Consider the following 20,456-nt stretch of genomic DNA (forward strand, 5'->3'; position numbering starts at 1 on the left):
TGGGACCATGCTTGAGGATGTCATCATCGTCGGAGGCGGCCAAGCTGCCCTCGCTACCGCCTACTACCTGTGCAAACACGGCATTGATCCGCTCATCCTGGACAATCAGCCCGCACCTGGCGGCTCCTGGCGCAATGTCTGGCCCTCGATGACACTCTTTTCTACCCCAGGTTTTTCCAACCTTCCGGGCATCCAGATGCCCGATTATGACGGCTTTCCGCCCGCTTCCCATGTGATTGATTACCTCAGCTCCTACGAAAAGCGCTACGAACTGCGCGTTCAGCGCCCGGTTAACGTCACCCACGTCACCCACAACGGCACCTTCCACCTCACCAGCGATGCTGGCGACTTCGAATCCCGCCAGCTCATCGCCGCCACCGGCAACCGCCCCTTCGTCCCGCACTACCCCGGCACGACCTCCGCAAAGCAGTGGCATTCGGCCAACTATCCAGGCCCCAAACCCTTCGAAAGCTCCCGCGTTGCCGTTGTCGGCGCGGCGAACTCCGGCGCCCAAATCGCCGCTGAACTGATACTTTCCGACATCGACACCACCTGGTTCACCCGCCACGAACCGCGCTGGATGCCCGACGACGTCGACGGCCGCGTCCTGTTCAAACGCAACCGTCAGCGAGCACTCGCCATCGCACGTGGCGAACCCGACCCCGGCCCCTCCGACAGTATCGGCGACATCGTTGTCCTACCGTCCGTCCGCAAAGCCCGCGACTCCGGTGCCCTCACCTGGACACCCATGTTCTCTTCGCTTGACGACGTCCACGCGGACCACCTCATCTGGTGCACCGGTTTCCGCCCCGCGCTCGGCCCCTTCCGCAGCGTCGACTCCGACCTCATCGAGTTCGTCGGCTACGGTGACTGGGTTGGCCCCGGTGCCGCCACGATTATGGGTGTCGGCCCCTTCGCTAAGCGCGCGGCTGAGCGGGTGGCTGCCCGCCTGTCAGCATGACCTGCATCAACATCATGTCCAACCAACGCCCGTTCTTCGTCCCCACCTGTGGCAACAGTCCAACACGCTGAAAGCCGTACTTTTTATGCAGCGCAATCGACCCCTCATTACTGCCGTCAATTGCTGCAACCAAAACATGCTTTCCCGCCTCCCGGGCAGCATCAATGGTTTTGTTCAATAGTGCCCCGCCAATGCCCCGGCCCTGAAAGTTCGGATGCACGTAGATGGAGTTTTCCACCGTGTACCGAAACCCATCGAAGTCACGGAAGTCACTAAAGGTGGCATACCCAGCGACTTCGTCGTCAAGCGTGGCGACGAAAACCGGGTAGCCCTTGCCCCAGTGCGCCTCCAGCCATGCGATGCGATTCTCCGCGCTGACCGTGTCATCGTTCCAGATGGCGACGGTGTTAATCACGGTCTCGTTGTAGATTTCCGCGATTGCCGCGGCGTCCTCCCGCGTTGCTTGCCGAATGATCATGGTTTTGCCCCGTTTTCTGCGCTGGTTTCTACACTCCGCCTTTATAAATGCGAGATTATCAAGCTTCCGTTTTCGAACGGGTGTTTTATTTATATTTTTCCGCAACCCTCCAAGCGCCACCCGCAAACAACCTGGTAACAAACACTTTTATGGCTAACCAACATCTACAAAAACCATTCAAAATCTCTCATCATTTCTCTTTACAAACCAGAACGGCACCTGTACGATAGCAAGTAAGTTCGAAAGAAGGCCGACAACCATTGGAACACCAGGGGGATCCAATGAAGTCCGAACAAGTACCCGAACCATATTGGGCTCATGAAAATCCTGAAGATGAGCTCTCAGCACTCGCGCGGGCTACCAACCGCGCCCACCTTGAGTTGATTGAAGCCTGCTGCCCTGCAGGCGATGATGACGTTGAAAACCATGCCGCTCGCATCAGCGTTCGCCTGGGAATCACCCGCAGTGAAGCACTGCGTATCTGTGACATTGGCCTGTTGCTGGAGAAAATGCCTCAGCTAGCGGCCTACGCCCGGGAAAGCTGCGCATTATCTATGCGGCAACTCGGCATCATTGCACATGGCGTGGTCGGCATCGAGCCTGATCAAATACCCGATGCGGAGAAGAAAATTCTGGCATTGGTTACACCACGGAAGCGTCGTCAAGCGATGATTGGTCCGCGCACGCTCACTACCAAGATTGGTGATATTGCTGCGGATTTGGATGACCGTGCTCGCGCCGACGGCACAATTCCCACTATTACCGATACTGAATCGGTGACTCTGGTGGAACGTCCCGACAGCTACTCCCAAATCATTCTCACGCTGCGCCCGGACCGCGCCTACTTCGCCATGTGCGCAATTGAAACGGTCTTCCGCGCGAATGAAGAAATGACGCAGGCGGATGCATTTGTGGATCTAATCCACCAGCGCACCAATGCGGAGGTTGTGCTCAATGTTTTCCGCGAGCCTCACAGTGATGACGCCTGGCTGGACGGCGCCGGCTGGCTCGGCGCGCTGGTCACGGAAGAGTGGATGCAAAAGGTGACGCATGTCCGCCTCTCAGCAGACAGCGCCACCAATGGTTACCGCCCAACCCCAGCGCAGGTTGCCCGCGTCCACGGTCGTGACGGCACGTGTCGCTTCCCGGGCTGCGAAGTCCCAGCGTACAAGTGCGATATTGACCATATCGCACCGTACAACCAGGAAGACCCCGAAGCCGGTGGCCCTACCGACACGCAGAATCTGCACTGCCTCTGCCGGAAGCACCACAACCTGAAAACCCACAAGCTCTGGGATATCACGGCTTATGAGGACGGCTCAGAGGTGTGGTCCTCTGCCGACGGCGTTACCGCGGCGACCGTCCCGGCCGGACCGTTAGCCGGGTTCGGGCGACAGACTTTTGACAAGCGCGCTACTCAGAAGACGAAAGCACGCCATGACCACTACATGAAGTGGTGGCTGTCATTCGCGGCAGTGCCAGATCTAGTCTTTGATGATGGGGAGGATTAACCCAGCGGGCCACCGCAGTTCGGCCATGCGCCAGCACCCTGGGAGGCAAGCACGCGCTCGCCAATCTCAATCTGCTGCTCCTTGGTGGCCTGGTCAGCCGTTGGTGCGTACTGGTCACCGCCGTGGCCGCTCCAGGTCTGCTGCGAGAACTGCAGTCCGCCGTAGTAGCCGTTACCGGTATTGGTCTGCCAATTTCCGCCGGACTCACATGCCGCAACCTGATCCCAGGCGCTGACTGATGCAGCGTTGGCGGCAGCAGTCGGGGCAGCAATCATGCCTGCTGCCACGGCGGCGGATGCGATGAACTTACCGGAAAAACGCATAAAGAGAGAACACTCCTAAAGGGTTGACTTTTCTCTTGGGCGACCAAGCTACGCGCACCCTCCCCCACCCTGTCAACCCGTATCCTGGAAAGCATGTCCGTGGCAGATGTCGTCCGCAAAACCGAGAGAAGAATCAACGCACTGGCCGCCAAGCGTTCCAAAAACGCTGGTTGGAAACCGGAAATCATCGGATTCACCGGGTACGGAAATGCAGAGCGCGTTCGCGTACTCGGCCGTGTCCTCATGAAGGATCCAGCCAAAAAACGAGACGAGGAACAAAACAAAAAACGCGGCTTCTGGCAGTTTTTCACCGTCGAACTCGCGGACTTTCCGGTCACCATCACTGCCGGCAATCGCACGGTGGAAACCACCACGGATAGCAACGGCTACATCGAGGTACTAATCAGGAATCACGGCCTCGAACCCGGCTGGCACGAGATTAAAATCAATGACACTCCGGCCGAGGTCCTCATCCTCTCCCCGGAGACCAAATACGGCATCGTCTCCGATATTGATGACACGGTGCTGGTCACCATGCTGCCGCGCGCCCTCATCGCCGCCTACAACTCCTGGGTTAAGGAGACGGACGAGCGCAAGGCCGTCGCTGGATTCAGCGAGTTCTATGCGCAACTTCGCCGTCGTTACGCGAGCAAAACTGACGAGGACACGGACGTTCCCGTCATCTACCTCTCCACCGGCGCGTGGAATACCTTCACTACGCTGCAAAAATTCCTGCACCGCAACAACCTGCCGAAGGGTCCACTACTGCTCACCGACTGGGGGCCAACGCCCACCGGCCTGTTCCGCTCGGGTAAGGAACACAAGAAGGTGCGACTGCGGGACCTGTTTATTGACTTCCCCGAAATCAACTGGATTTTCGTGGGCGATGATGGCCAGTACGACCCGCTCATCTACGGCACGGCAGCGGCGGAGCATCCCGATAAGGTCGCGGCAATCGCGATCCGCAACCTCACTCCCAGCGAGCACGTGCTCTCCCACGGCACGGCAGTGCCGATTGAAAAACTGGAGAACAAGGAGGTCCCGTTCATCGAGGGCGCCGACGGCTTTAAGCTGCTCAAACAGATCGACCAGCTGCCGCAACCATGATCTACCTCCGCCATGCCCGTATTCACGATGATGCCGAGCTCCCGGCGTACGTCGTAAAGCTCGCCCTGCCGTTCCCCATGGCCTTCACCACGCCAATTACCATCCTGACCGGCGAAAACGGCAAGGGAAAGTCGACGGTGCTGGAGGCGCTGGCATCGGCGATGGGTGTCGATACGGACGGCGGCTCGCGGTTTAAAACGCAGGAGCGCACCTCCCCGGTCCCGCTGGCGCTGACCAGGCGCAATCCCCCGGATACGTTCTTCTTTCGCGGCGACGCGCACCTGAACCTCGCGCGTTTCTATGCATCGATCGGCAGTCTCCCCGGCGGTGACGGCATGGCGGACCTCACCCAGATGAGTCACGGCCAATCCATCATGGCGCTGGCCAAACGCCGCTTCGGTGCCGAATCGCTGATCTTCCTCGACGAACCCGAGGCCGGACTGTCGGTACTGCGCCAGCTGGAACTCCTCGGCCGCCTCGGCGCGCTCGCCGAAGCCGGCGCACAGATCATCATGGCGACGCATTCCCCCATCCTGCTCGCCGCACCGGAAGCAACGATCATTTCGCTTGACGACGCCGACACCACCCACTTCGAAGACACCCTCGCGGTACGGGCGACCAGGGATTTTCTAGCCGACCCCGTCGGCATCGCGGACTACATGGTGGAGCGTTTTACTTCGGATTCTTAAGCCCCAGCGATGCCACGACGCCTGCCGCCGACAGTGCTACCGGCAACCACATGGCGTTACTCATTGCGGTGGTGAAGTCGCCACGGTTGCTGCTGAGCGCCGCAGCCATGACGGTGGCAATCAGCGCGCTGCCCAGCACACTGCCAATCTGTCGGATGGTGTTGTACACACCGGAGGCGGCACCGGCGAGGGACGGATCAATGTTGCGGGTCGCGGCCGTCGACAGTGTGCCCCAAATAAACGCGTTGGCCACACCGAACGCAGCACCCGGCAGTAGCAGCCACAGCACGGAGAGGTCCTCGTGAATGAGGTAGTGAAACCCGAGCATGCCCACCAGCGAGGACCCAAAACCGATCAGCGCGAACTCGCGGAACTTCAATCGGTCCAGCATTCGCCCAGTCCAGGGCGCCATGACACCGGAAATGAGCGCCTGTGGCACCAGCAGCAGTGAGGCCTGGATGGTCGACAGGTCGCGGGCATTCTGGGCGAAGAGGATGATCGGGAAACCAACCGCGACCACCAGCGCTCCCATCACGGCAATGGCCAGCGAGGAGATGGTGAAGTTGCGATCCTTAAAAAGGGACAGCGGCATCAGCGGTTCGGCCGTGGTCTTGGCCTCCCACGCAGTGAACAGTCCAAGAATCACCACGCCACCGGCAATCAATGCCCAGATCCAACCGGACCAGCCGGCACTCTCCCCCTCCTGAATGCCGAAGACCAGCAGGAACATACCAATCGCGCTGAGCACGACGCCCAGATAGTCAATCTTGTTGCGGTGCGTCTCGAAAGTCGGCAGATAGCGAAACGCGAAGACGAGCCCGACTACGCCGATTGGCACATTAATAAGGAAAATCCAACGCCAGCTCAGCAGCTGAATCAACACGCCACCAGCCAGCGGCCCCGTCAGCGAAGCAATTCCGGCCGCCGCTCCCCACAGGCCCATCGCCGCACCGCGATGCGCCGGTGGAAACATCTGCGTAATCAGCGCCATCGTCTGCGGTGTCAGCAGCGCGGCCCCCAGTCCCTGCACCACGCGGGCAATGATCAGCATGCTTAACGACGGCGCCAACCCACACGCCAGCGACGCCAACACGAAGATAACCAAGCCCGCTACATAGGTGTGCTTGACTCCCCAGAGGTCACCGAGCCTGCCGGTAATAAGCAACGGCACCGCATAGGCCAGCAAATAACCACTGGTCACCCACATGACCTGGTTGAGCTCACCGCCCAGTTCATGCTGGATGGTGTTGATGCCAACAGTGACAATAGTGGCGTCGACCAGGATCATGAAGAAGCCGAGCAATACGGTCCACAGCGCTGGCCACGCCTTTTGAGGATCAAACTGAGTATTCAAATCTGTAGCCACTCGGAGTCATGTTAGTTGATGGCACTTTCATTATCGGCTTCTCCTACGCCAAGAAGCACATGGCTATCGCCCCGGAGCGCGATGGCATCGTGAAATTCGCCGACGAATTCGATGATAGTGGCCTCTCCTACGGCAAGATGATGGTCCGCTTCCCCTGGCCGAAGGACGGCAAGGCCGAGTCCATGCCGCTGGACCTGCTTGCCAAGATGATTGAGTTCAACATGGAGGACAAGCGCGGGATGACCAAGTTCTGGCGGTAGGCCAGACTCAAACCAAACCCACCTACATCGCTAAATCCGCCAGGGCATCCTCATCAACAATGGCCGTCCACCGTCGGCCCGAATCGATGATGCCCTCGCGCTTCCACTTGCTCATCACCCGCGAGACCAACGCCCCAGCACTTGCGACTGCCAATACCGGGTGCGGCTGGTACGAGCGTGGCAATTGAAACGGCCGACGCATCCGACGACTTGTGGCCACGCTATTCACCTATCGATGCGCTGTAGCGTGTCCACAAGTGAATAGCGCATCGATAGGTGAGAGGGACTGGCCCACAGCGTGCGCATAAGTGCCGAAAAACATCGATAAGTGAGACAAATACATCGATAAGTGCCCGAAACCTGGCCATAAGTGCCGGACAAGCCAACAAACTGCCCCAACAACCTGCCTCTGCTTCAACCCAAGCCCCACTCCAACCGCCACCACAAACAAAAAATCCCCGGAAGCTTTTACACTTCCGGGGATCTTCACTGTGGGCGAAGGGGGACTTGAACCCCCACGTCCGTAAAGGACACTGGCACCTGAAGCCAGCGCGTCTGCCATTCCGCCACTCGCCCGTGGGAACGAATAGAACTATAACACCCCGCGCTAATACACTACCAAATCCCCAGGACAGCGCCCGTTTTTCACCATTTTTCAACAGTTTTTAAGCGCCATTTAACGCTTAGCAACAGCCACTTACTGCACAATCACCGTCACTATTTGATAAACCTCAGCAGTTCCTAGCCCTCAACTGAAGGTGTAGGGCTCTATACTGTTTCTTAAGTAACGATAATTTTTAGTGCACATTTCTCACGTAACCCGCCGCGGTTTGGCGGGAGAAGGCGAATTTCTTTAGTCATATGGATTTCCTAGGACGCATCCGCAAGCTCGACAGCTCGCTTCAGCGCGGGCTCGACAACAGCTTTGCGCGCGTGTTCGGCGGCAAGGTTGTCCCGAATGAGTTAGAAGAATGCCTGAAGCAGGAAATTGAAGACTTCCTGATGCAGGACGCCAACGGTCAGTACTTGGCTCCCAATGATTTCCGCATTGGTATCAGCGCCGCCGATTACAAGAACCTTTCCGCGTCCGAGCCGAACCTGCCGAATCAGTTGGCCGACCGCATGACGCGCTACTGCCGAAACAACGGCTGGGGTTTCACCGGTTCCATCAGCGTCCACCTGCAGGCAGTGGAGTCGCTTCACACCGGTCAGCTGAAGACCGCAAGCACTTTCACCGAGGACACCGTAGGCACCTCGGAGTTCGTGCCTTTCGTTGACAACGCCGATGATGCCAACACTGACGCAGCCCCGTCGCAAAGCGATGACGAACCCCAAGCCGCAGAGACCTCTGCCGCCTACCACCCACAGCCGGAAGCTGAGCAGTTCCCCACTGCTTCCCGTCCCGCCCCTACCGCCGACCCGGAAGCGGCAACTGAGCTAAGCAACTCGGCCATGGGCGGCGGCCAGCCGCAGGAAAAGACTGTCACTCTGCTGTTGCAGGATGGCTCCTCCCGCGTGTTTGAAGTACGCCAGGGCTCGAACATCATCGGCCGTGGCACCGCTTCCGACTTCCGTCTCCCGGACACTGGTGTTTCTCGCCAGCATGCGGAAATCACGTGGGATGGCCAGGATGCGGTTCTCGTCGATTTGCATTCAACCAACGGAACCATTGTCAATGGCGAACCCATTGATAACTGGCTGCTGGCCGACGGTGATGAGATCTCGCTGGGACACTCTGTTCTCGAAGTTCAGATTCGCTGATTCAGACCCGCTAAGTAGTGAAATTCACCAGGTTCGGGCGTCACTCCCCTAGGTTTGCCGACACATTCCTGGAATAATTACGTCCGTGTGTTCGGTTGCGGACCCACCAGCTCTATATAAGGAGGTTCCTCGGACGTGGAAGCTATCGTTTTTCTGCTTTCGCGCATCGGTGTGCTGGTCGTCCTGTGGTTTTTCATTTGGATGACACTTCGCACCCTGCGTACAGAAACAACAGGTTCGGCTCCGCTGCGCCCACTTCGGCAGACCAGCAGCGCTCCGGCCAAGCGTTTCCAGCGCTCGCAGACTCCGCATCAGCTCCTTGTCACCTCGGGGCCGCTGGCGGGTTCGCGCATGAACTTGAATAGTCAACGGGACATCACTATTGGTCGTTCAGAGTCGAATGCTTTCGTTCTTAACGATGATTTCGCTTCCGGCCAGCACGCTCGCGTCATCAACCGCGACGGCATTTGGTACTTGGAGGATCTGGACTCCCGCAATGGCACATTCCTCAATGGCCAGCGCGTGGAACAGCCGGAACGCCTAGCTCCGGGTATGGAATTTCGCATTGGCCGTACAACTTTGAGGTTGCAACCATGAGTCTTGCACTGAATTACACGGCCCGCTCTGACCGCGGCCTCATCCGACAGAACAACGAGGACTCCGCCTATGCGGGTTCGCGTCTGCTCGCGCTTGCCGACGGCATGGGCGGCCACGCCGCCGGAGAAATCGCATCCCAGCTGATGATCGCGGCCGTTTCTCGGCTGGACAATGATCAGCCCGGCCCCGATTTGCTCGAGTCCCTGCGCCGTGCCTGCATTGAGGGCAACAACTCCATTGCGGATGAAATTGATCAGAACCCCTCGACGCAGGGCATGGGCACCACGCTGACTGCTCTGCTTTTCGACGGCACCCGCCTGGGCATGTGCCATGTCGGTGACTCGCGTGGCTATCTGCTGCGCGACGGGGAACTCATTCGTATTACCCGGGATGACACCTATGTGCAGTCGCTGGTGGACGAGGGCAATATCACCGAAGAAGAAGCGGCAGTTCACCCGCAGCGCTCACTGATTTTGAAGGCTCTTACCGGTCGTCCGGTGGAGCCTACTTTGTCTTATCGCGATGTCCACGAGGGCGACCGCTACCTTTTGTGCTCGGATGGTCTGTCCGATCCGGTGTCTGCGGACACCATCAAGGATGTGCTCTCCGAGGGCACTCCGGACGAGGCCGCTACCAAGCTCATTGACTACGCATTGAAGTCCGGTGGTCCGGATAACGTCACCGTGGTGATTGCCGATGTTGTTGATTCGTCGGCACGCACGCCTTACGAGCCCGCCCTGGCCGGCGCCCTGCAGAGTGCGGATGAGGAACTCCCCCGCCCCAATACTGCAGCGGGTCGCGCGGCAGCATTGCGCCCGCGGAAGTCGCAGGAAATTGCCGTGACTTCGGAGCCGGAGAAGAAGGCTTCCAAGGGCAAGTGGCTCGTTATCTCTGTGGTTCTGGTGCTGGTGGCCGGTTTGGCCGGCCTTGGTATTTGGGGCTGGCAGAAGAAGGAGTCGATGTACCATCTCGCAGTGGTTGACGGGAACGTGCAATTGATGCACGGCGTGCCCGGTAGTTTGCTGGGCTTCGATCTGCAAGAGCCGCATCAGTTCATCTGTTTGACCGATGACAACGAGGTTCAGCTGCCTCCGGCCGGGACGCCGAAGGAGAAGGTCAACTGCCACATCATGACGCCGGGTGATCTCTCGCCGGCGGCACGCAATTCGCTGGATGGTCTGCCGGCTGATTCCTACGACGGTGTCAGCGACCAGATCGGCCGCTTAGCGGAGTCGGCACTGCCGGTATGTCTGTCCGTTTCCGACGATGACAGCACCAATGGCAACAAGGACACCACATCCGCCGACAAGAAAGATGAAAAGCTGGGCTCGAAGCCAGGAGTCAACTGTAGGCAGGTGCGAAAATGAGTGAAACTACCACGAAGCGACAGCTTCGGATGAAGGAAATGCTCCTGCTGCTGCTGTCGGCAGGATTGTTGCTTTTGGCACTTATTTCGCTGGAGCTGGCTCAGGGCAACTCCCTGACCTCCGATGTTTTTTACATCATCGGTGGATTCTTTGTGATCTTTGCGGTGGCGCACATCGCGCTGACCTTTGTGGCACCCAATGCCGATCAGGTGATGCTGCCGGTTGCGGCCACGCTCAATGCGCTGGGGCTGGTGATGATTCACCGCCTTGACCTGGCCAATGACACCTCGTTGGTGCGCAACCAGATCATGTGGACCGTGCTCAGCGTGGCGCTATTTATCGGCGTGATTGTCCTCGTGCGCAACCATCATTCACTGTCGCAGTACTCGTATCTGCTGGGGCTCGGTGGACTGATTCTGCTGGCACTGCCACTGGTGTGGCCGTCGTCGATTAACTCCGATGCCCGTATCTGGATTTCCATCGGCCCGTTTTCCATGCAGCCGGGTGAGTTCGCCAAAGTTATGCTGCTGATTTTCTTTGCGCAGCTGCTGGTGAATAAGCGTTCGCTGTTCAATGTCGCAGGCAAGCGTTTCCTGGGTATTGATTTCCCACGTGTTCGCGACCTCGGCCCGATTCTGCTGATTTGGGGCATTGCTACCGTCATCATGGCCCTGCAGAATGACTTTGGCCCGGCGCTGGTGCTCTTCGGTACCGTGCTGGCAATGCTCTACGCTGCCACCGGTCGTGGCTCCTGGCTGATTATCGGCATGGTGCTGGTGACCATCGGTGGCGTCGGCGTCTACATGGTGTCCGACAAGATTCAGGCGCGCGTCACGCACTTCCTGGACCCGTTGGGTTCCTACGACGTGGGCGGCTACCAGCTCTCGCAGGGACTGTTCGGCATGAGCTGGGGCGGCATCAGCGGCACCGGCCTGGGCCAGGGCTACCCGCAGAACATCCCAGTGGCACACTCTGACTTCATCCTCTCCGCCTTTGGCGAGGAGCTCGGTTTCACCGGTCTGAGTGCCATCATCCTGCTGTTCGCGATTCTGATTTCCCGCGCTATTTCAGCCAGCTTGGCGGTGCGTGATTCCTTCGGCAAGCTGCTGGCGGCCGGTGTCGCATTCTCGATGGCCATTCAGCTGTTCGTGGTTGCAGCCGGCGTTTCCAAGCTGATGCCACTGACCGGTCTGACCACACCGTTCATGTCAGCGGGTGGTTCCTCACTGCTGGCCAGCTACATCATGTTGGCTATCGTGCTGCGCGTGTCCGACGAGGCCAACCGACCCTGGGGTATTCCGAGCAATCCTTCCAGCTCCAACGAAGCTGCCAACACGACTCAGGGGGTGAACCAGTAGATGAATAAGACCATTCGCCAAATCTTTGTTGTCGTACTTGGACTCTTCGTCCTTCTGCTGGCGAACCTGACCTACATTCAGGGCTTCCAGCAGGATAAGTACGCCTACAATCCGCTGAATAGCCGCCAGTTCCTGGAGGAAAAGTCCAAACCTCGCGGCCAGATCACCACCGATGGCGCCATTTTGGCCCACTCGGTCAAGGGCGATAACGGTTTCTACGACCGCAGCTACGACACCGATCCGGAGGCCTACGCCGCAGTGGTCGGGTACCTGTCGGACATCTACGGCTCCGCCGGTATCGAACGCTCTCAGAACGAAATCTTGAACGGCAGCGACCCTTCGCTGTTTACCTCCCGCGCCCTCGACATGGTCACGGGCAAGGAACCCTCTGGCGCCTCCACCGAGCTGACACTGTTGCCGGAGGCTCAGCTGACTGCGTACCGCCAGCTCGCCGAGCGCGGCTACGTCGGCTCCGCCGTCGCCATTCGCCCATCGACGGGTGAGATTCTCGCGATGGCCTCCACGCCGTCGTTCAACCCGAACGACATCGCCGCCGGCGACGAGACCGCCTGGCAGTCCCTCAACAGCAACGAAGGCGCTCCACTGCTCAACCATGCCACTCAGCGTCCGCTGCCACCGGGTTCCACCTTCAAGGTGCTAACCACGGTGACGGCTCTGGAGCAAGGTGCCTCCCCGGACACCTCGGTCACTGGCGCACCGCAGATTACGCTGCCGGATACCACCACCACGTTGGAGAACTACGGTGGTTCGACCTGTGGTGGGGCCAGTACTACTCTCCGTCAGGCTTTCGCACAGTCCTGTAATACGGCATTCGCTGAGCTCGGTATGCAGTACGGGGCCGATGCTCTCAAGGACGTCGCTAAGCGATTCGGCATCGGTGAGACCCACGACGACACGGGCCTGCCGATTGAGGCCTCCACCGTCGGTGAGATCCCGGATACGTCCTCGCTGGGACAGACCTCGATCGGTCAGCGCGACGTGTCCTTCACGCCGCTGGACAACGCGATCATCGCCGCGACGATTGCCAACGGCGGCGTCCGCATGGAACCGCAGATCATCAAATCGGTGCGCGGCGCCGACCTCTCCGAAATCAAGTCCTTCAAGCCGATCGAGGTTGGTGAGGCCATTTCGCCGGAGGTCGCGGAGACCGTGACTGAGCTGATGCGCGGTTCCGAGTCACACTCGGGCGGCAACGGTTCGCGTATTGCCTCCAAGACCGGTACCGCGGAACACGGTGCCGTCCGCGGCGAGTACGCACCGCACGTCTGGTACATTGCCTTTGCTCCGGACTCCGATGTCGCCGTGGCTGTCGTCGTGGAAAACGGTGGCGGTCAGGGCCAAGGCGCCACCGGCGCATCCGTCGCTGCCCCGATTGGCCGCGCGCTCATTAACGCGGTCGAACAGGCAGGTGGATAAGTATGGATGCCCACCAAGTTCAAGATATCGTCGGCAACCGCTATCACGTCCGCCGTCTGCTCGGCCGTGGCGGCATGTCCACCGTCTGGCTTGCCGACGACGCCAACAGCGGCGAACTGGTTGCTATCAAACTTCTGAACCAGGAGTACTCGGACAATTACGAGTTCCGGCAGCGCTTCCAGAACGAAGCTGCTGCTGCCCGCAGCGTCAACAGCCCGAACGTGGTGAAGATTGTCACCTACGAGGAAGGCGACATCGGCAGCCACGGCGCGTGTTACATCGTCATGGAGTACATCCGTGGTGAATCCCTGTCGCAGGTGCTGCAGCGACGTCGCACCTTGCCGGAGCACCTGATGCTCGACGTACTGGAGCAGACTGCGCACGGCCTGTCGGCAATTCACGCTGCGAACCTCGTCCACCGCGATATCAAGCCGGGCAACCTGCTGGTGACGCCGGAGGGCACCGTGAAAATCACCGACTTCGGTATTGCTAAGGCCGCCGAAGCGGTGCCGCTAACGCGTACCGGCATGGTCGTCGGTACCGCGCAGTATGTCTCACCGGAGCAGGCACAGGGCAAGCAGGTGAGCCCGGCGACGGACATCTACTCGCTTGGCTGTGTCGCCTACGAAATGGTCGCCGGTGTTCGCCCCTTCCAGGGCGACTCCACCGTTGCGGTTGCCGTGGCACACATCAACGAGGCACCACCCGCGCTGGCACCGACGGTCAATCCGCATATCCGCGAACTTATCGGCATTATGCTGCGCAAGAATCCACAGCGTCGCTATGCCGATGGTCGCGAACTGGCACAGGCTGTTTTGCGAGTGCGCGCGGGACACCGCCCACCACAGCCGCGCGGCGTGACCCCGACGGTGCACCGCCAGTCCAATGCTGCCAACCCGGCGACCACCGAACTCGGCGCCATGACACGGCCGCCCATGCCGGTGCCGCAGCCGCCGCAGCAACCACAGCGGCCAGTACAGCAACGACCACAGCAACCCGCTCGTCAGCCCAAGCCCGCAAAGAAGCGCATCGGCTGTGGTTGTGGCTGCGGCAGCATTGTGCTGTTGGTGCTGCTCGTGTTGCTGGCCGGTGCCATCGCAGTCGTCTATTCGCTGTCGACAACAGGTTCACTGCCAACCATTCCGAACTTGGAGCAGTACATTCCGAACCAGTCACAGCAGCAGACCACGGAGGAAAATACCGATTCCAACGATGGATCTGGATCCGGCTGGTCAGGCGACAATTCCGGTAACTGGGGAAATAACAGCGGCGGCAACTCCGGCGGTAACTCCGACGGCAACAACGGCTGGTCCTCTGACAGGTCTACTGACCAGGGCACCAGCGAGACCGCTCCGGAAACCTCCGAACCGACCCAGGATTCGGGCAATGGCAATGACGACGACTCCACTGGCGGTGGTCTGCCCGGTATTCAACTGCCCCCGGAAAATGGGCCCGGTAATACCTTGGGGACTCCAGATGCACAGTAATATTCAGGTACAAGAAGTTTTGGTGGAAATCCTTCCGAAGGGACTGACGAACAATGTCTGGCAATGACGATCTCCTCTCCGGCCGTTATCGGCTCGGCGAGCTCATTGGCGTTGGCGGCATGTCCGATGTCTACCGAGCTGAAGATACCGTTCTCGGTCGTTCTGTCGCAGTCAAGATGATGAGGGCCGACCTTGCCAGGGATGAGAACTTCCTCGCAAGGTTCCGTCGTGAAGCGAAAAACTCAGCGCTGCTGAATCATCCGGCCATCGTATCGGTGTATGACACCGGCGAGACGGACAGCCCGATGGGGCGCGTGCCTTTTATTGTCATGGAGCTGATTCAGGGTGAGACGCTGCGTGACGTTGTTCGTCGTGAGGGGCGGCTCGACCCGAAGAAAGCCGCGTCGATCATGGCATCGGTGTGTGATGCGCTGACGGCATCCCACCATGCCGGCATCATTCACCGTGACATCAAGCCGGCGAACATCATGTTGACCAACACCGGCAAGGTGAAGGTGATGGACTTCGGCATCGCCCGCGCACTTGGCGATTCCACCACGATGACGCAGACGGCGGCGGTACTGGGTACCGCGCAGTACCTCTCGCCGGAGCAGGCGCGCGGTAAGACCGCCGATGCCCGTTCCGATATTTACGCTGTCGGCTGTGTACTTTTCGAGGCCGTCACAGGCGCCCCGCCGTTCACCGGAGAAACCCCTCTTTCTGTCGCTTACCAGCATGTTCAGGATCAGCCACCGCGCCCTTCGGGGAAGCTCGACACCGACCCGAACACGGCGCAGGCTCTCGACGCGGTGCTATTGACCGCGATGGCCAAGGATCCGATGGAGCGCTACGACTCGGCAGAGGACTTCGCCCAGGATTTGCGTCGTCTTGCACGCGGCGAGGATCCGTTGGCGCTGGCGCATCACGGCGCGCATGACGACGACGCCAAGACCACCGAATTCCTTCCGGCAGCTTCGTCGGATGCTGAGACGCGGGTGGCCCCTGCGCAGCAGGCAACTCCGGCTCCGGTTCCGGCTCCGGTCCCGGATCCTGAACCGAAGGAAGCAGCTGACCAGTCGGAGGCCCCTGCGCAGATTGCTGAGGCTGATGAGCCCGAGAATAAGAAGGGCAGCGCAGGAAAAACTATCGCGCTGGTGGCTGCTGCAATGGTGGCTCTCGGCGGTGTCGGCTACGGTGCCTACCAGTTCTTCAACTCATCCACCGAGGTCGAGACCGTTGCCATTCCGCAGGTCGAGGGTCTAAATGTCAATGAGGCTATTCAGGTTCTCGAACAGGCGGGTTTCGTGGTCAACCGCGTCGACGAGCCGAACCCAGATGTTCCGCGAGATACGGTAATCGCCACGGAACCGGGTGTCGGCTCGGGTCTTCCGGAAGGATCGCGCATCAAGCTGCGCGTATCCTCCGGCCCTGAGTTGACCAATGTGCCGGATGTGCGTGACAAGCAGGCCGAGGAAGCTCGCCGCCTACTCGAGGAAGCAGGGCTTGTCGTCAATCCGAAGCTTCAGGAAGAACCAAATGAGGACATCCCGCGTGGCAACGTCATCGAGCAGTCTCCAGCTGCCGGTTCTCAGGTGTCGAAGGGCACGCGAGTAACGCTGACAGTCTCCTCCGGTATCGAGACCAAGACTGTTCCGGATGTCACTGGTCAGACTTTGGATTCCGCACGTACAACTCTCGAGTCCGCTGGTTTCGTTGTCGAAGTGGTAGAGGTGGACTCCGCTGAGAAGCAGGGAACCGTCATTGAGGTTCCGCAGAAGGGCTCGGAGCTCACTGTCGGTACGACGGTTGAGCTGCACGTTTCGCGTGGTAACCAAATTAAGATGCCACGGGTTGAGGGACAGACCCTCAGTGACGCGGAGAAAGCACTTGCCGATGCCGGATTCGAGGGCAATATCCGCACTGAGGACGTCACCACCCTGGATCTGTCCAAGGTCGACCACGTGGAGAAGGCCAATCCGTCGGCCGGGTCCAAGCTGAACAAGGACGGCGAGGTCACCCTGCGCGTCTACCGGCTTGGGGTTGCCCCGGAGAGTTCTTCCGACGAACGGCCTGCGCCGGAACCTCCCCTGAGGCTGCCGGATTTGCTGCCTAACTAGCGGCTAGTGTGCCAGCACGTCTGAGAAGGCGCGCTGGTACACGGCCTGCTGCTCTTCCAACTCCGCCAGGAGTTCCTCGGAGTACTCGCCACCGGCCAGACGCAGCCAGTTGACCAGCATGCGGTGCCCGTACTGGGTGAGCACCGACTCCGGGTGGTACTGCACGCCGTGAATCGGCAGGTCACGGTGGCGCATAGCCATCAACATGCCCGAATCCGTAAACGCCGTCGCAATGAGCTCGTCCGGCAATGACTCCGGATCCACCGTCAACGAGTGGTAGCGCGTAGCAATAAAAGGACTCGGCACAGCGGCCAGCACACCCGTGCCGTCGTGTGTGACCGGGGAGGTCTTGCCGTGCAACAGCTCGTCGGCACGCACGACCCGCGCACCAAAGACCTCACCAATCGCCTGATGACCCAAGCACACACCCAACACCGGTGTCGGCTCATCCTGCCTGCTCACCGCGTGAATAATGTCCTCGGTCCACCCAGCATTAGAGGGCTCACCGGGACCGGGCGACAGTAGGATTGCATCAAATTGCTTTACGACGTCGTCAACATCGCGGAGACGCGCATCATCATTGCGCCAGACAGTCACCGTTTCACCGAGCTGGCCTAGATACTGGACCAGATTGAATACGAAGCTGTCATAATTATCGACGACGAGAATCTGCATAACTGGGAATTCTACTGCCTGGGAACTTCACTGGTAAGTTCGGATGCAAAGTTTACAATTATGCATATACCGCGGGAGCGTAGATACCGCGTTGATCGCAACCTGTTGACCGTAACCTAAGGAATTCAAAGCGCTATGCCTAAGGCAAAGATCGAAAGCACTAATTCACCGCAATCCGGCGGCTCTTCCATCAGCCGCACCCCGGTCAAAATCAATAGCACCCAGACCCCGGTGTGGTACAAGGTGCTGATGTTCGGGTTCATGTTGATCGGTTTGGGCTGGCTGCTGGTCAACTACATCGCAGGACCACACATTCCGTTCATGGTGACCCTTAACGCATGGAACTACGTCATCGGCTTTGGTCTTTTCATTGTCGGCCTGTTGATGACCATGGGTTGGCGTTAGTCCGCTCCGCAGCTCCACACCTCTTAGGCGCATCCAATTTCGGATGCGCCTTTTTCATGCCCAAAAACGCAGGCCGTTTTACCCCTGCAACTACCCCTGATTCCCACACCCTTTTCGACGAATGGAGACTTTACTCCTGCGGGTCATGCAAAAAAGTTATCCACAGAAACCTGTGTAACAATCATGTAATTTGTGGATAACTGTGGAGAGATTTCGTCCCAAATTTCTCACGGGTTACGGGGCGGAAACCGTAAAGCATGACAAATTTCTTCCCCTTTCCTGTATCCACAGTATCCACAGCCTGTGGATAACTCTGTGAACAAGTAACATAGCTGCAAGTCAAACTGTGGGTAACTCCAATATTCTGCGGGATTCGATCACTTTCGAACGCGGGTTCGTAAATTACAAGAATGGAATTATCCACACATGTGCACAAGTCTGTGGACAACTGTGGATTGTTGTAATTTATGAAAATTGAGAGCCGTAACGTGCTTCTTGGCTGGGGTTCACCTAGGTGAACAGTGGAGAATTTTGTCCACAGGGTTGTGGACATGTGGAGAATCAGCCCAATTTGCTACTACCCCCGCTACCCCTAAATGCAACATTGAAGTTACGGGCCGTCGTAAAGCGAAAACGGACATGAAAAAACCCGCCCGGACGAACGGGCGGGTTAAAGGCGTAGAAGCTAGCGGATTACTTCTCGATATCGATAGAGGTAATCACGACCGGCTCCAGCGGACGATCCCAGTGGTCGGTAGCAACACGGGCGATTTCGTCGACGACCTTCTTCGAGGCGTCATCAGCGACCTCACCGAAGATGGTGTGAGCTCCATTGAGGTGCGGAGTCGGAACAACGGTGATGAAGAACTGAGAACCGTTGGTGCCGCGACCGCCACGCTTGCCAGCATTTGCCATAGCGAGCAGGTACGGACGATCGAACTGGAGCTCCGGGTGAATCTCATCGTCGAACATGTAGCCCGGGCCGCCAGTGCCGGTGCCCAGCGGGTCACCACCCTGAATCATGAATCCGGCGATGATGCGGTGGAAGATGGCCTCATCGTAGAACGGCCCGGACTCGGTACCAGAAGCGTTCTGGCCCTTGTACTCCTTCGTGCCCTCTGCCAGACCGATGAAGTTGTCGACGGTATTCGGCGCGTGATTGCCGAATAGGTCAATCACGATATCGCCATGGTTGGTGTGCACAGTTGCAGTAGCAGTCTTAATAGTCACGTTCTTCAGGATACCGGCCTTGCTGACCAATTGCTCCAACTGGTGAGCTTCTCGGTGGCAGACCCACCGAAAATGTTTTTCAGGATAAGGAAAAGAGTTCTGCGTTGACCCCCATGACGAACAAATAGTGCCTAAGCTGGAATATGACCCTGCTGTAGATATTTCGGTGCTGGGCCTAACTGAGCCCTAGCTCTTGGTCTCAGAAGCACTAGTGCCGTAGCAGCATTAATCATTGATTGATAATTAAAGGCGAAGCCTGTTGGCGACGTACTAATTAAGGAGAGTCATGAACCCCAAGGCAATCTCGCTGGCTGTCAAGGGACTCAAGTCCGCTTATGACAGCTACTCGGATTACCGAGACAAGAAGGCTGCAGAGCTCTACGACACGATGCAGGAGGCTAAGAAAGTGGCAGCTGCACAGAACGAGGCTGCGAAGGACGCAGCATCCGATTGGGCAGAAGACGTTAAGGAAAAAGTTTCCGACGCTCGCGATCAGCTCGCTGAGCAGGCTGAAGAACTGACCGGCAAGGTTGAGAAGAAGTCCGAGGAGACCAAGAAGCAGGCGAAGAAGGCCGAGAAGGACGCTAAGCGCAAGGGCAAGAAGACTCGTTGCAAGGCTCGCTGCAAGGCTAAGAAGGCTGAAAAGAAGGCCAAGAAGGCTCGCAAGGATCTCGAGGTACGTACCCAGAAGGCTATCGACAAGGTAACCGGTAAGGAAGAGCAGCGCGCCAAGAACGGTCGCATCGCAACCGCTTCCCTGGTCTTCGCTGTTGTTGCAGCAATTGTCGGTGTCATCGTCTGGAAGCTGCGCAAGGACGACAAGCTCCCGGTCGACCCGGCTCCGTACCAGCAGAAGGCTGAAGAGTTTAAGCACAAGGTCGAAGACAAGGCCGCTGAGGTCAAGGAGACCGTTGAAGAGAAGGCTTCTGAGGCTAAGGAAAAGGCTGAAGAGGTAAAGGGCAAGGCAGCTGACAAGGCCGACGAGGCCAAGGGCAAGGCAGCTGAGGCCAAGGAGACCACTGAGGAGAAGGCCGCAGAGGCTTCCAAGCAGGCTCAGATCAAGGTCGACGAGGTCAAGACCGAGAAGAAGAATGCTGACGACGCTAAGAAGATCTCTTCCAAGCCGTCCAAGCCGGCTCCGAAGCCGGGTCAGGCTCGCAAGAAGTAAATAGGCGGCTAGATAGCCAAAAGCCTTTTCACGCCCGATTGTTCTGTGCAGTAGATGCGCGAACGGTCGGGCGTTTTTGATTAAGTAGCAAACCTGACAACGTCAAAAGACGGGCTGCAAATGTGAAACTGTGCGAGTTTATGACACTTTCAAGCCATT

At 58.6% G+C, this 20,456-nt stretch carries 20 protein-coding genes and 1 tRNA gene; 14 read left to right on the forward strand and 7 right to left on the reverse strand.

The features are described 5' to 3' along the window. The first annotated feature begins 7 nt into the window (after positions 1-7). Complete coding sequence (locus ADA16_RS10240) at positions 8-961, forward strand: NAD(P)-binding domain-containing protein (protein ID WP_048761722.1); 954 nt, start codon at positions 8-10, stop codon at positions 959-961. Here the strand turns inward: ADA16_RS10240 and ADA16_RS10245 are convergent. Beyond that, the gene (locus tag ADA16_RS10245) at positions 918-1,439 is read right to left on the reverse strand and encodes a GNAT family N-acetyltransferase (RefSeq protein ID WP_048761726.1); all 522 of its coding nucleotides are present in this window, start codon (positions 1,437-1,439) and stop codon (positions 918-920) included. The two genes, ADA16_RS10240 and ADA16_RS10245, sit on opposite strands and share 44 nt — an antisense overlap. Before the next feature lie 281 nt (positions 1,440-1,720). Between ADA16_RS10245 and ADA16_RS10250 the strand changes: the two genes are divergently transcribed. Further along, positions 1,721-2,950 (forward strand): HNH endonuclease signature motif containing protein, encoded by a 1,230-nt coding sequence (locus tag ADA16_RS10250; protein WP_048761727.1) that lies wholly within the window; start codon positions 1,721-1,723, stop codon positions 2,948-2,950. Here ADA16_RS10250 and ADA16_RS10255 read toward each other — a convergent pair. Further along, on the reverse strand, positions 2,947-3,273 hold the full coding sequence (locus ADA16_RS10255) for a transglycosylase family protein (RefSeq protein ID WP_005511827.1): 327 nt from the start codon (positions 3,271-3,273) through the stop codon (positions 2,947-2,949). The two genes, ADA16_RS10250 and ADA16_RS10255, sit on opposite strands and share 4 nt — an antisense overlap. A 93-nt stretch (positions 3,274-3,366) precedes the next feature. On the opposite strand from ADA16_RS10255, the gene ADA16_RS10260 reads away from it, so the two are divergent. Both ADA16_RS10260 and ADA16_RS10265 read left to right on the forward strand, forming a co-directional pair. Beyond that, positions 3,367-4,380, forward strand: coding sequence for an App1 family protein (locus tag ADA16_RS10260; RefSeq protein WP_048761729.1), 1,014 nt, complete (start codon positions 3,367-3,369; stop codon positions 4,378-4,380). After that, the gene (locus ADA16_RS10265) at positions 4,377-5,069 is read left to right on the forward strand and encodes an AAA family ATPase (protein WP_048761730.1); all 693 of its coding nucleotides are present in this window, start codon (positions 4,377-4,379) and stop codon (positions 5,067-5,069) included. Before ADA16_RS10260 ends, ADA16_RS10265 begins: the two co-directional genes overlap by 4 nt. Here ADA16_RS10265 and ADA16_RS10270 read toward each other — a convergent pair. Beyond that, complete coding sequence (locus ADA16_RS10270; protein WP_048761732.1) at positions 5,053-6,435, reverse strand: DHA2 family efflux MFS transporter permease subunit; 1,383 nt, start codon at positions 6,433-6,435, stop codon at positions 5,053-5,055. The two genes, ADA16_RS10265 and ADA16_RS10270, sit on opposite strands and share 17 nt — an antisense overlap. Before the next feature lie 8 nt (positions 6,436-6,443). Between ADA16_RS10270 and ADA16_RS10275 the strand changes: the two genes are divergently transcribed. Next, positions 6,444-6,695, forward strand: a complete 252-nt coding sequence (locus ADA16_RS10275) for an iron chaperone (RefSeq protein WP_239659443.1) — start codon at positions 6,444-6,446, stop codon at positions 6,693-6,695. A 22-nt stretch (positions 6,696-6,717) separates the two neighbouring features. Here the strand turns inward: ADA16_RS10275 and ADA16_RS11285 are convergent, their stop codons facing one another. Then, positions 6,718-6,915, reverse strand: a complete 198-nt coding sequence (locus ADA16_RS11285) for a helix-turn-helix domain-containing protein (RefSeq protein WP_204369617.1) — start codon at positions 6,913-6,915, stop codon at positions 6,718-6,720. A 272-nt stretch (positions 6,916-7,187) separates the two neighbouring features. Continuing rightward, positions 7,188-7,271: transfer RNA gene (locus ADA16_RS10280), tRNA-Leu, on the reverse strand. 285 nt (positions 7,272-7,556) lie between these two features. On the opposite strand from ADA16_RS10280, the gene ADA16_RS10285 reads away from it, so the two are divergent. The 7 genes from ADA16_RS10285 (at position 7,557) to pknB (ending at position 16,819) form a co-directional block, all read left to right on the forward strand. Next, entirely contained in the window at positions 7,557-8,456 is a 900-nt protein-coding gene (locus ADA16_RS10285; protein ID WP_048761735.1) for a DUF3662 and FHA domain-containing protein, read from the forward strand. A 135-nt stretch (positions 8,457-8,591) separates the two neighbouring features. Next, a complete protein-coding gene (locus ADA16_RS10290) occupies positions 8,592-9,053 on the forward strand; it encodes an FHA domain-containing protein FhaB/FipA (RefSeq protein WP_048761737.1) in 462 nt (153 codons plus the stop codon). Beyond that, positions 9,050-10,420 (forward strand): PP2C family protein-serine/threonine phosphatase, encoded by a 1,371-nt coding sequence (locus ADA16_RS10295; protein WP_053084320.1) that lies wholly within the window; start codon positions 9,050-9,052, stop codon positions 10,418-10,420. The genes ADA16_RS10290 and ADA16_RS10295 overlap by 4 nt, the downstream gene beginning before the upstream one ends. Further along, complete coding sequence (locus ADA16_RS10300; RefSeq protein WP_065421356.1) at positions 10,417-11,778, forward strand: FtsW/RodA/SpoVE family cell cycle protein; 1,362 nt, start codon at positions 10,417-10,419, stop codon at positions 11,776-11,778. Before ADA16_RS10295 ends, ADA16_RS10300 begins: the two co-directional genes overlap by 4 nt. Beyond that, positions 11,779-13,215, forward strand: a complete 1,437-nt coding sequence (locus tag ADA16_RS10305) for a penicillin-binding transpeptidase domain-containing protein (RefSeq protein ID WP_048761742.1) — start codon at positions 11,779-11,781, stop codon at positions 13,213-13,215. It abuts the gene before it with no gap. A gap of 2 nt (positions 13,216-13,217) precedes the next feature. Next, positions 13,218-14,702: a serine/threonine-protein kinase gene (locus ADA16_RS10310; RefSeq protein WP_048761745.1), complete on the forward strand. Its 1,485-nt coding sequence runs from the start codon at positions 13,218-13,220 to the stop codon at positions 14,700-14,702. Positions 14,703-14,755: 53 nt separating this feature from the next. Further along, positions 14,756-16,819, forward strand: a complete 2,064-nt coding sequence (gene pknB / locus ADA16_RS10315) for a Stk1 family PASTA domain-containing Ser/Thr kinase (RefSeq protein ID WP_048761749.1) — start codon at positions 14,756-14,758, stop codon at positions 16,817-16,819. A 3-nt stretch (positions 16,820-16,822) separates the two neighbouring features. Here pknB and ADA16_RS10320 read toward each other — a convergent pair whose 3' ends face one another. After that, positions 16,823-17,494: an aminodeoxychorismate/anthranilate synthase component II gene (locus tag ADA16_RS10320; protein ID WP_048761751.1), complete on the reverse strand. Its 672-nt coding sequence runs from the start codon at positions 17,492-17,494 to the stop codon at positions 16,823-16,825. Positions 17,495-17,629: 135 nt separating this feature from the next. Here ADA16_RS10320 and crgA point away from each other — a divergent pair, with 135 nt between their 5' ends. Then, complete coding sequence (gene crgA / locus ADA16_RS10325) at positions 17,630-17,899, forward strand: cell division protein CrgA (RefSeq protein ID WP_048761753.1); 270 nt, start codon at positions 17,630-17,632, stop codon at positions 17,897-17,899. A 693-nt stretch (positions 17,900-18,592) separates the two neighbouring features. On the opposite strand, the gene ADA16_RS10330 is transcribed toward crgA, so the two are convergent. Beyond that, the gene (locus ADA16_RS10330; protein WP_369707163.1) at positions 18,593-19,129 is read right to left on the reverse strand and encodes a peptidylprolyl isomerase; all 537 of its coding nucleotides are present in this window, start codon (positions 19,127-19,129) and stop codon (positions 18,593-18,595) included. A 286-nt stretch (positions 19,130-19,415) separates the two neighbouring features. On the opposite strand from ADA16_RS10330, the gene ADA16_RS10335 reads away from it, so the two are divergent. After that, complete coding sequence (locus tag ADA16_RS10335; protein WP_048761756.1) at positions 19,416-20,297, forward strand: hypothetical protein; 882 nt, start codon at positions 19,416-19,418, stop codon at positions 20,295-20,297. Positions 20,298-20,456: the final 159 nt, after the last annotated feature.

The sequence above is a fragment of the Corynebacterium vitaeruminis genome, assembly GCF_001054325.1.
In the GTDB taxonomy this organism is placed as follows: Bacteria; Actinomycetota; Actinomycetes; order Mycobacteriales; family Mycobacteriaceae; genus Corynebacterium; species Corynebacterium vitaeruminis_A.

Excerpts from the sequence above, each read along its gene's own strand:
- ADA16_RS10240 (WP_048761722.1), top strand. The coding sequence starts at position 8 with ATGCTTGAGGATGTCATCATCGTCGGAGGCGGCCAAGCTGCCCTCGCT.
- ADA16_RS10245 (WP_048761726.1), bottom strand. The coding sequence starts at position 1,439 with ATGATCATTCGGCAAGCAACGCGGGAGGACGCCGCGGCAATCGCGGAA.
- ADA16_RS10250 (WP_048761727.1), top strand. The coding sequence starts at position 1,721 with ATGAAGTCCGAACAAGTACCCGAACCATATTGGGCTCATGAAAATCCT.
- ADA16_RS10255 (WP_005511827.1), bottom strand. The coding sequence starts at position 3,273 with ATGCGTTTTTCCGGTAAGTTCATCGCATCCGCCGCCGTGGCAGCAGGC.
- ADA16_RS10260 (WP_048761729.1), top strand. The coding sequence starts at position 3,367 with ATGTCCGTGGCAGATGTCGTCCGCAAAACCGAGAGAAGAATCAACGCA.
- ADA16_RS10265 (WP_048761730.1), top strand. The coding sequence starts at position 4,377 with ATGATCTACCTCCGCCATGCCCGTATTCACGATGATGCCGAGCTCCCG.
- ADA16_RS10275 (WP_239659443.1), top strand. The coding sequence starts at position 6,444 with ATGTTAGTTGATGGCACTTTCATTATCGGCTTCTCCTACGCCAAGAAG.
- ADA16_RS10285 (WP_048761735.1), top strand. The coding sequence starts at position 7,557 with ATGGATTTCCTAGGACGCATCCGCAAGCTCGACAGCTCGCTTCAGCGC.
- ADA16_RS10295 (WP_053084320.1), top strand. The coding sequence starts at position 9,050 with ATGAGTCTTGCACTGAATTACACGGCCCGCTCTGACCGCGGCCTCATC.
- ADA16_RS10300 (WP_065421356.1), top strand. The coding sequence starts at position 10,417 with ATGAGTGAAACTACCACGAAGCGACAGCTTCGGATGAAGGAAATGCTC.
- ADA16_RS10305 (WP_048761742.1), top strand. The coding sequence starts at position 11,779 with ATGAATAAGACCATTCGCCAAATCTTTGTTGTCGTACTTGGACTCTTC.
- ADA16_RS10310 (WP_048761745.1), top strand. The coding sequence starts at position 13,218 with ATGGATGCCCACCAAGTTCAAGATATCGTCGGCAACCGCTATCACGTC.
- pknB (WP_048761749.1), top strand. The coding sequence starts at position 14,756 with ATGTCTGGCAATGACGATCTCCTCTCCGGCCGTTATCGGCTCGGCGAG.
- ADA16_RS10320 (WP_048761751.1), bottom strand. The coding sequence starts at position 17,494 with ATGCAGATTCTCGTCGTCGATAATTATGACAGCTTCGTATTCAATCTG.
- crgA (WP_048761753.1), top strand. The coding sequence starts at position 17,630 with ATGCCTAAGGCAAAGATCGAAAGCACTAATTCACCGCAATCCGGCGGC.
- ADA16_RS10335 (WP_048761756.1), top strand. The coding sequence starts at position 19,416 with ATGAACCCCAAGGCAATCTCGCTGGCTGTCAAGGGACTCAAGTCCGCT.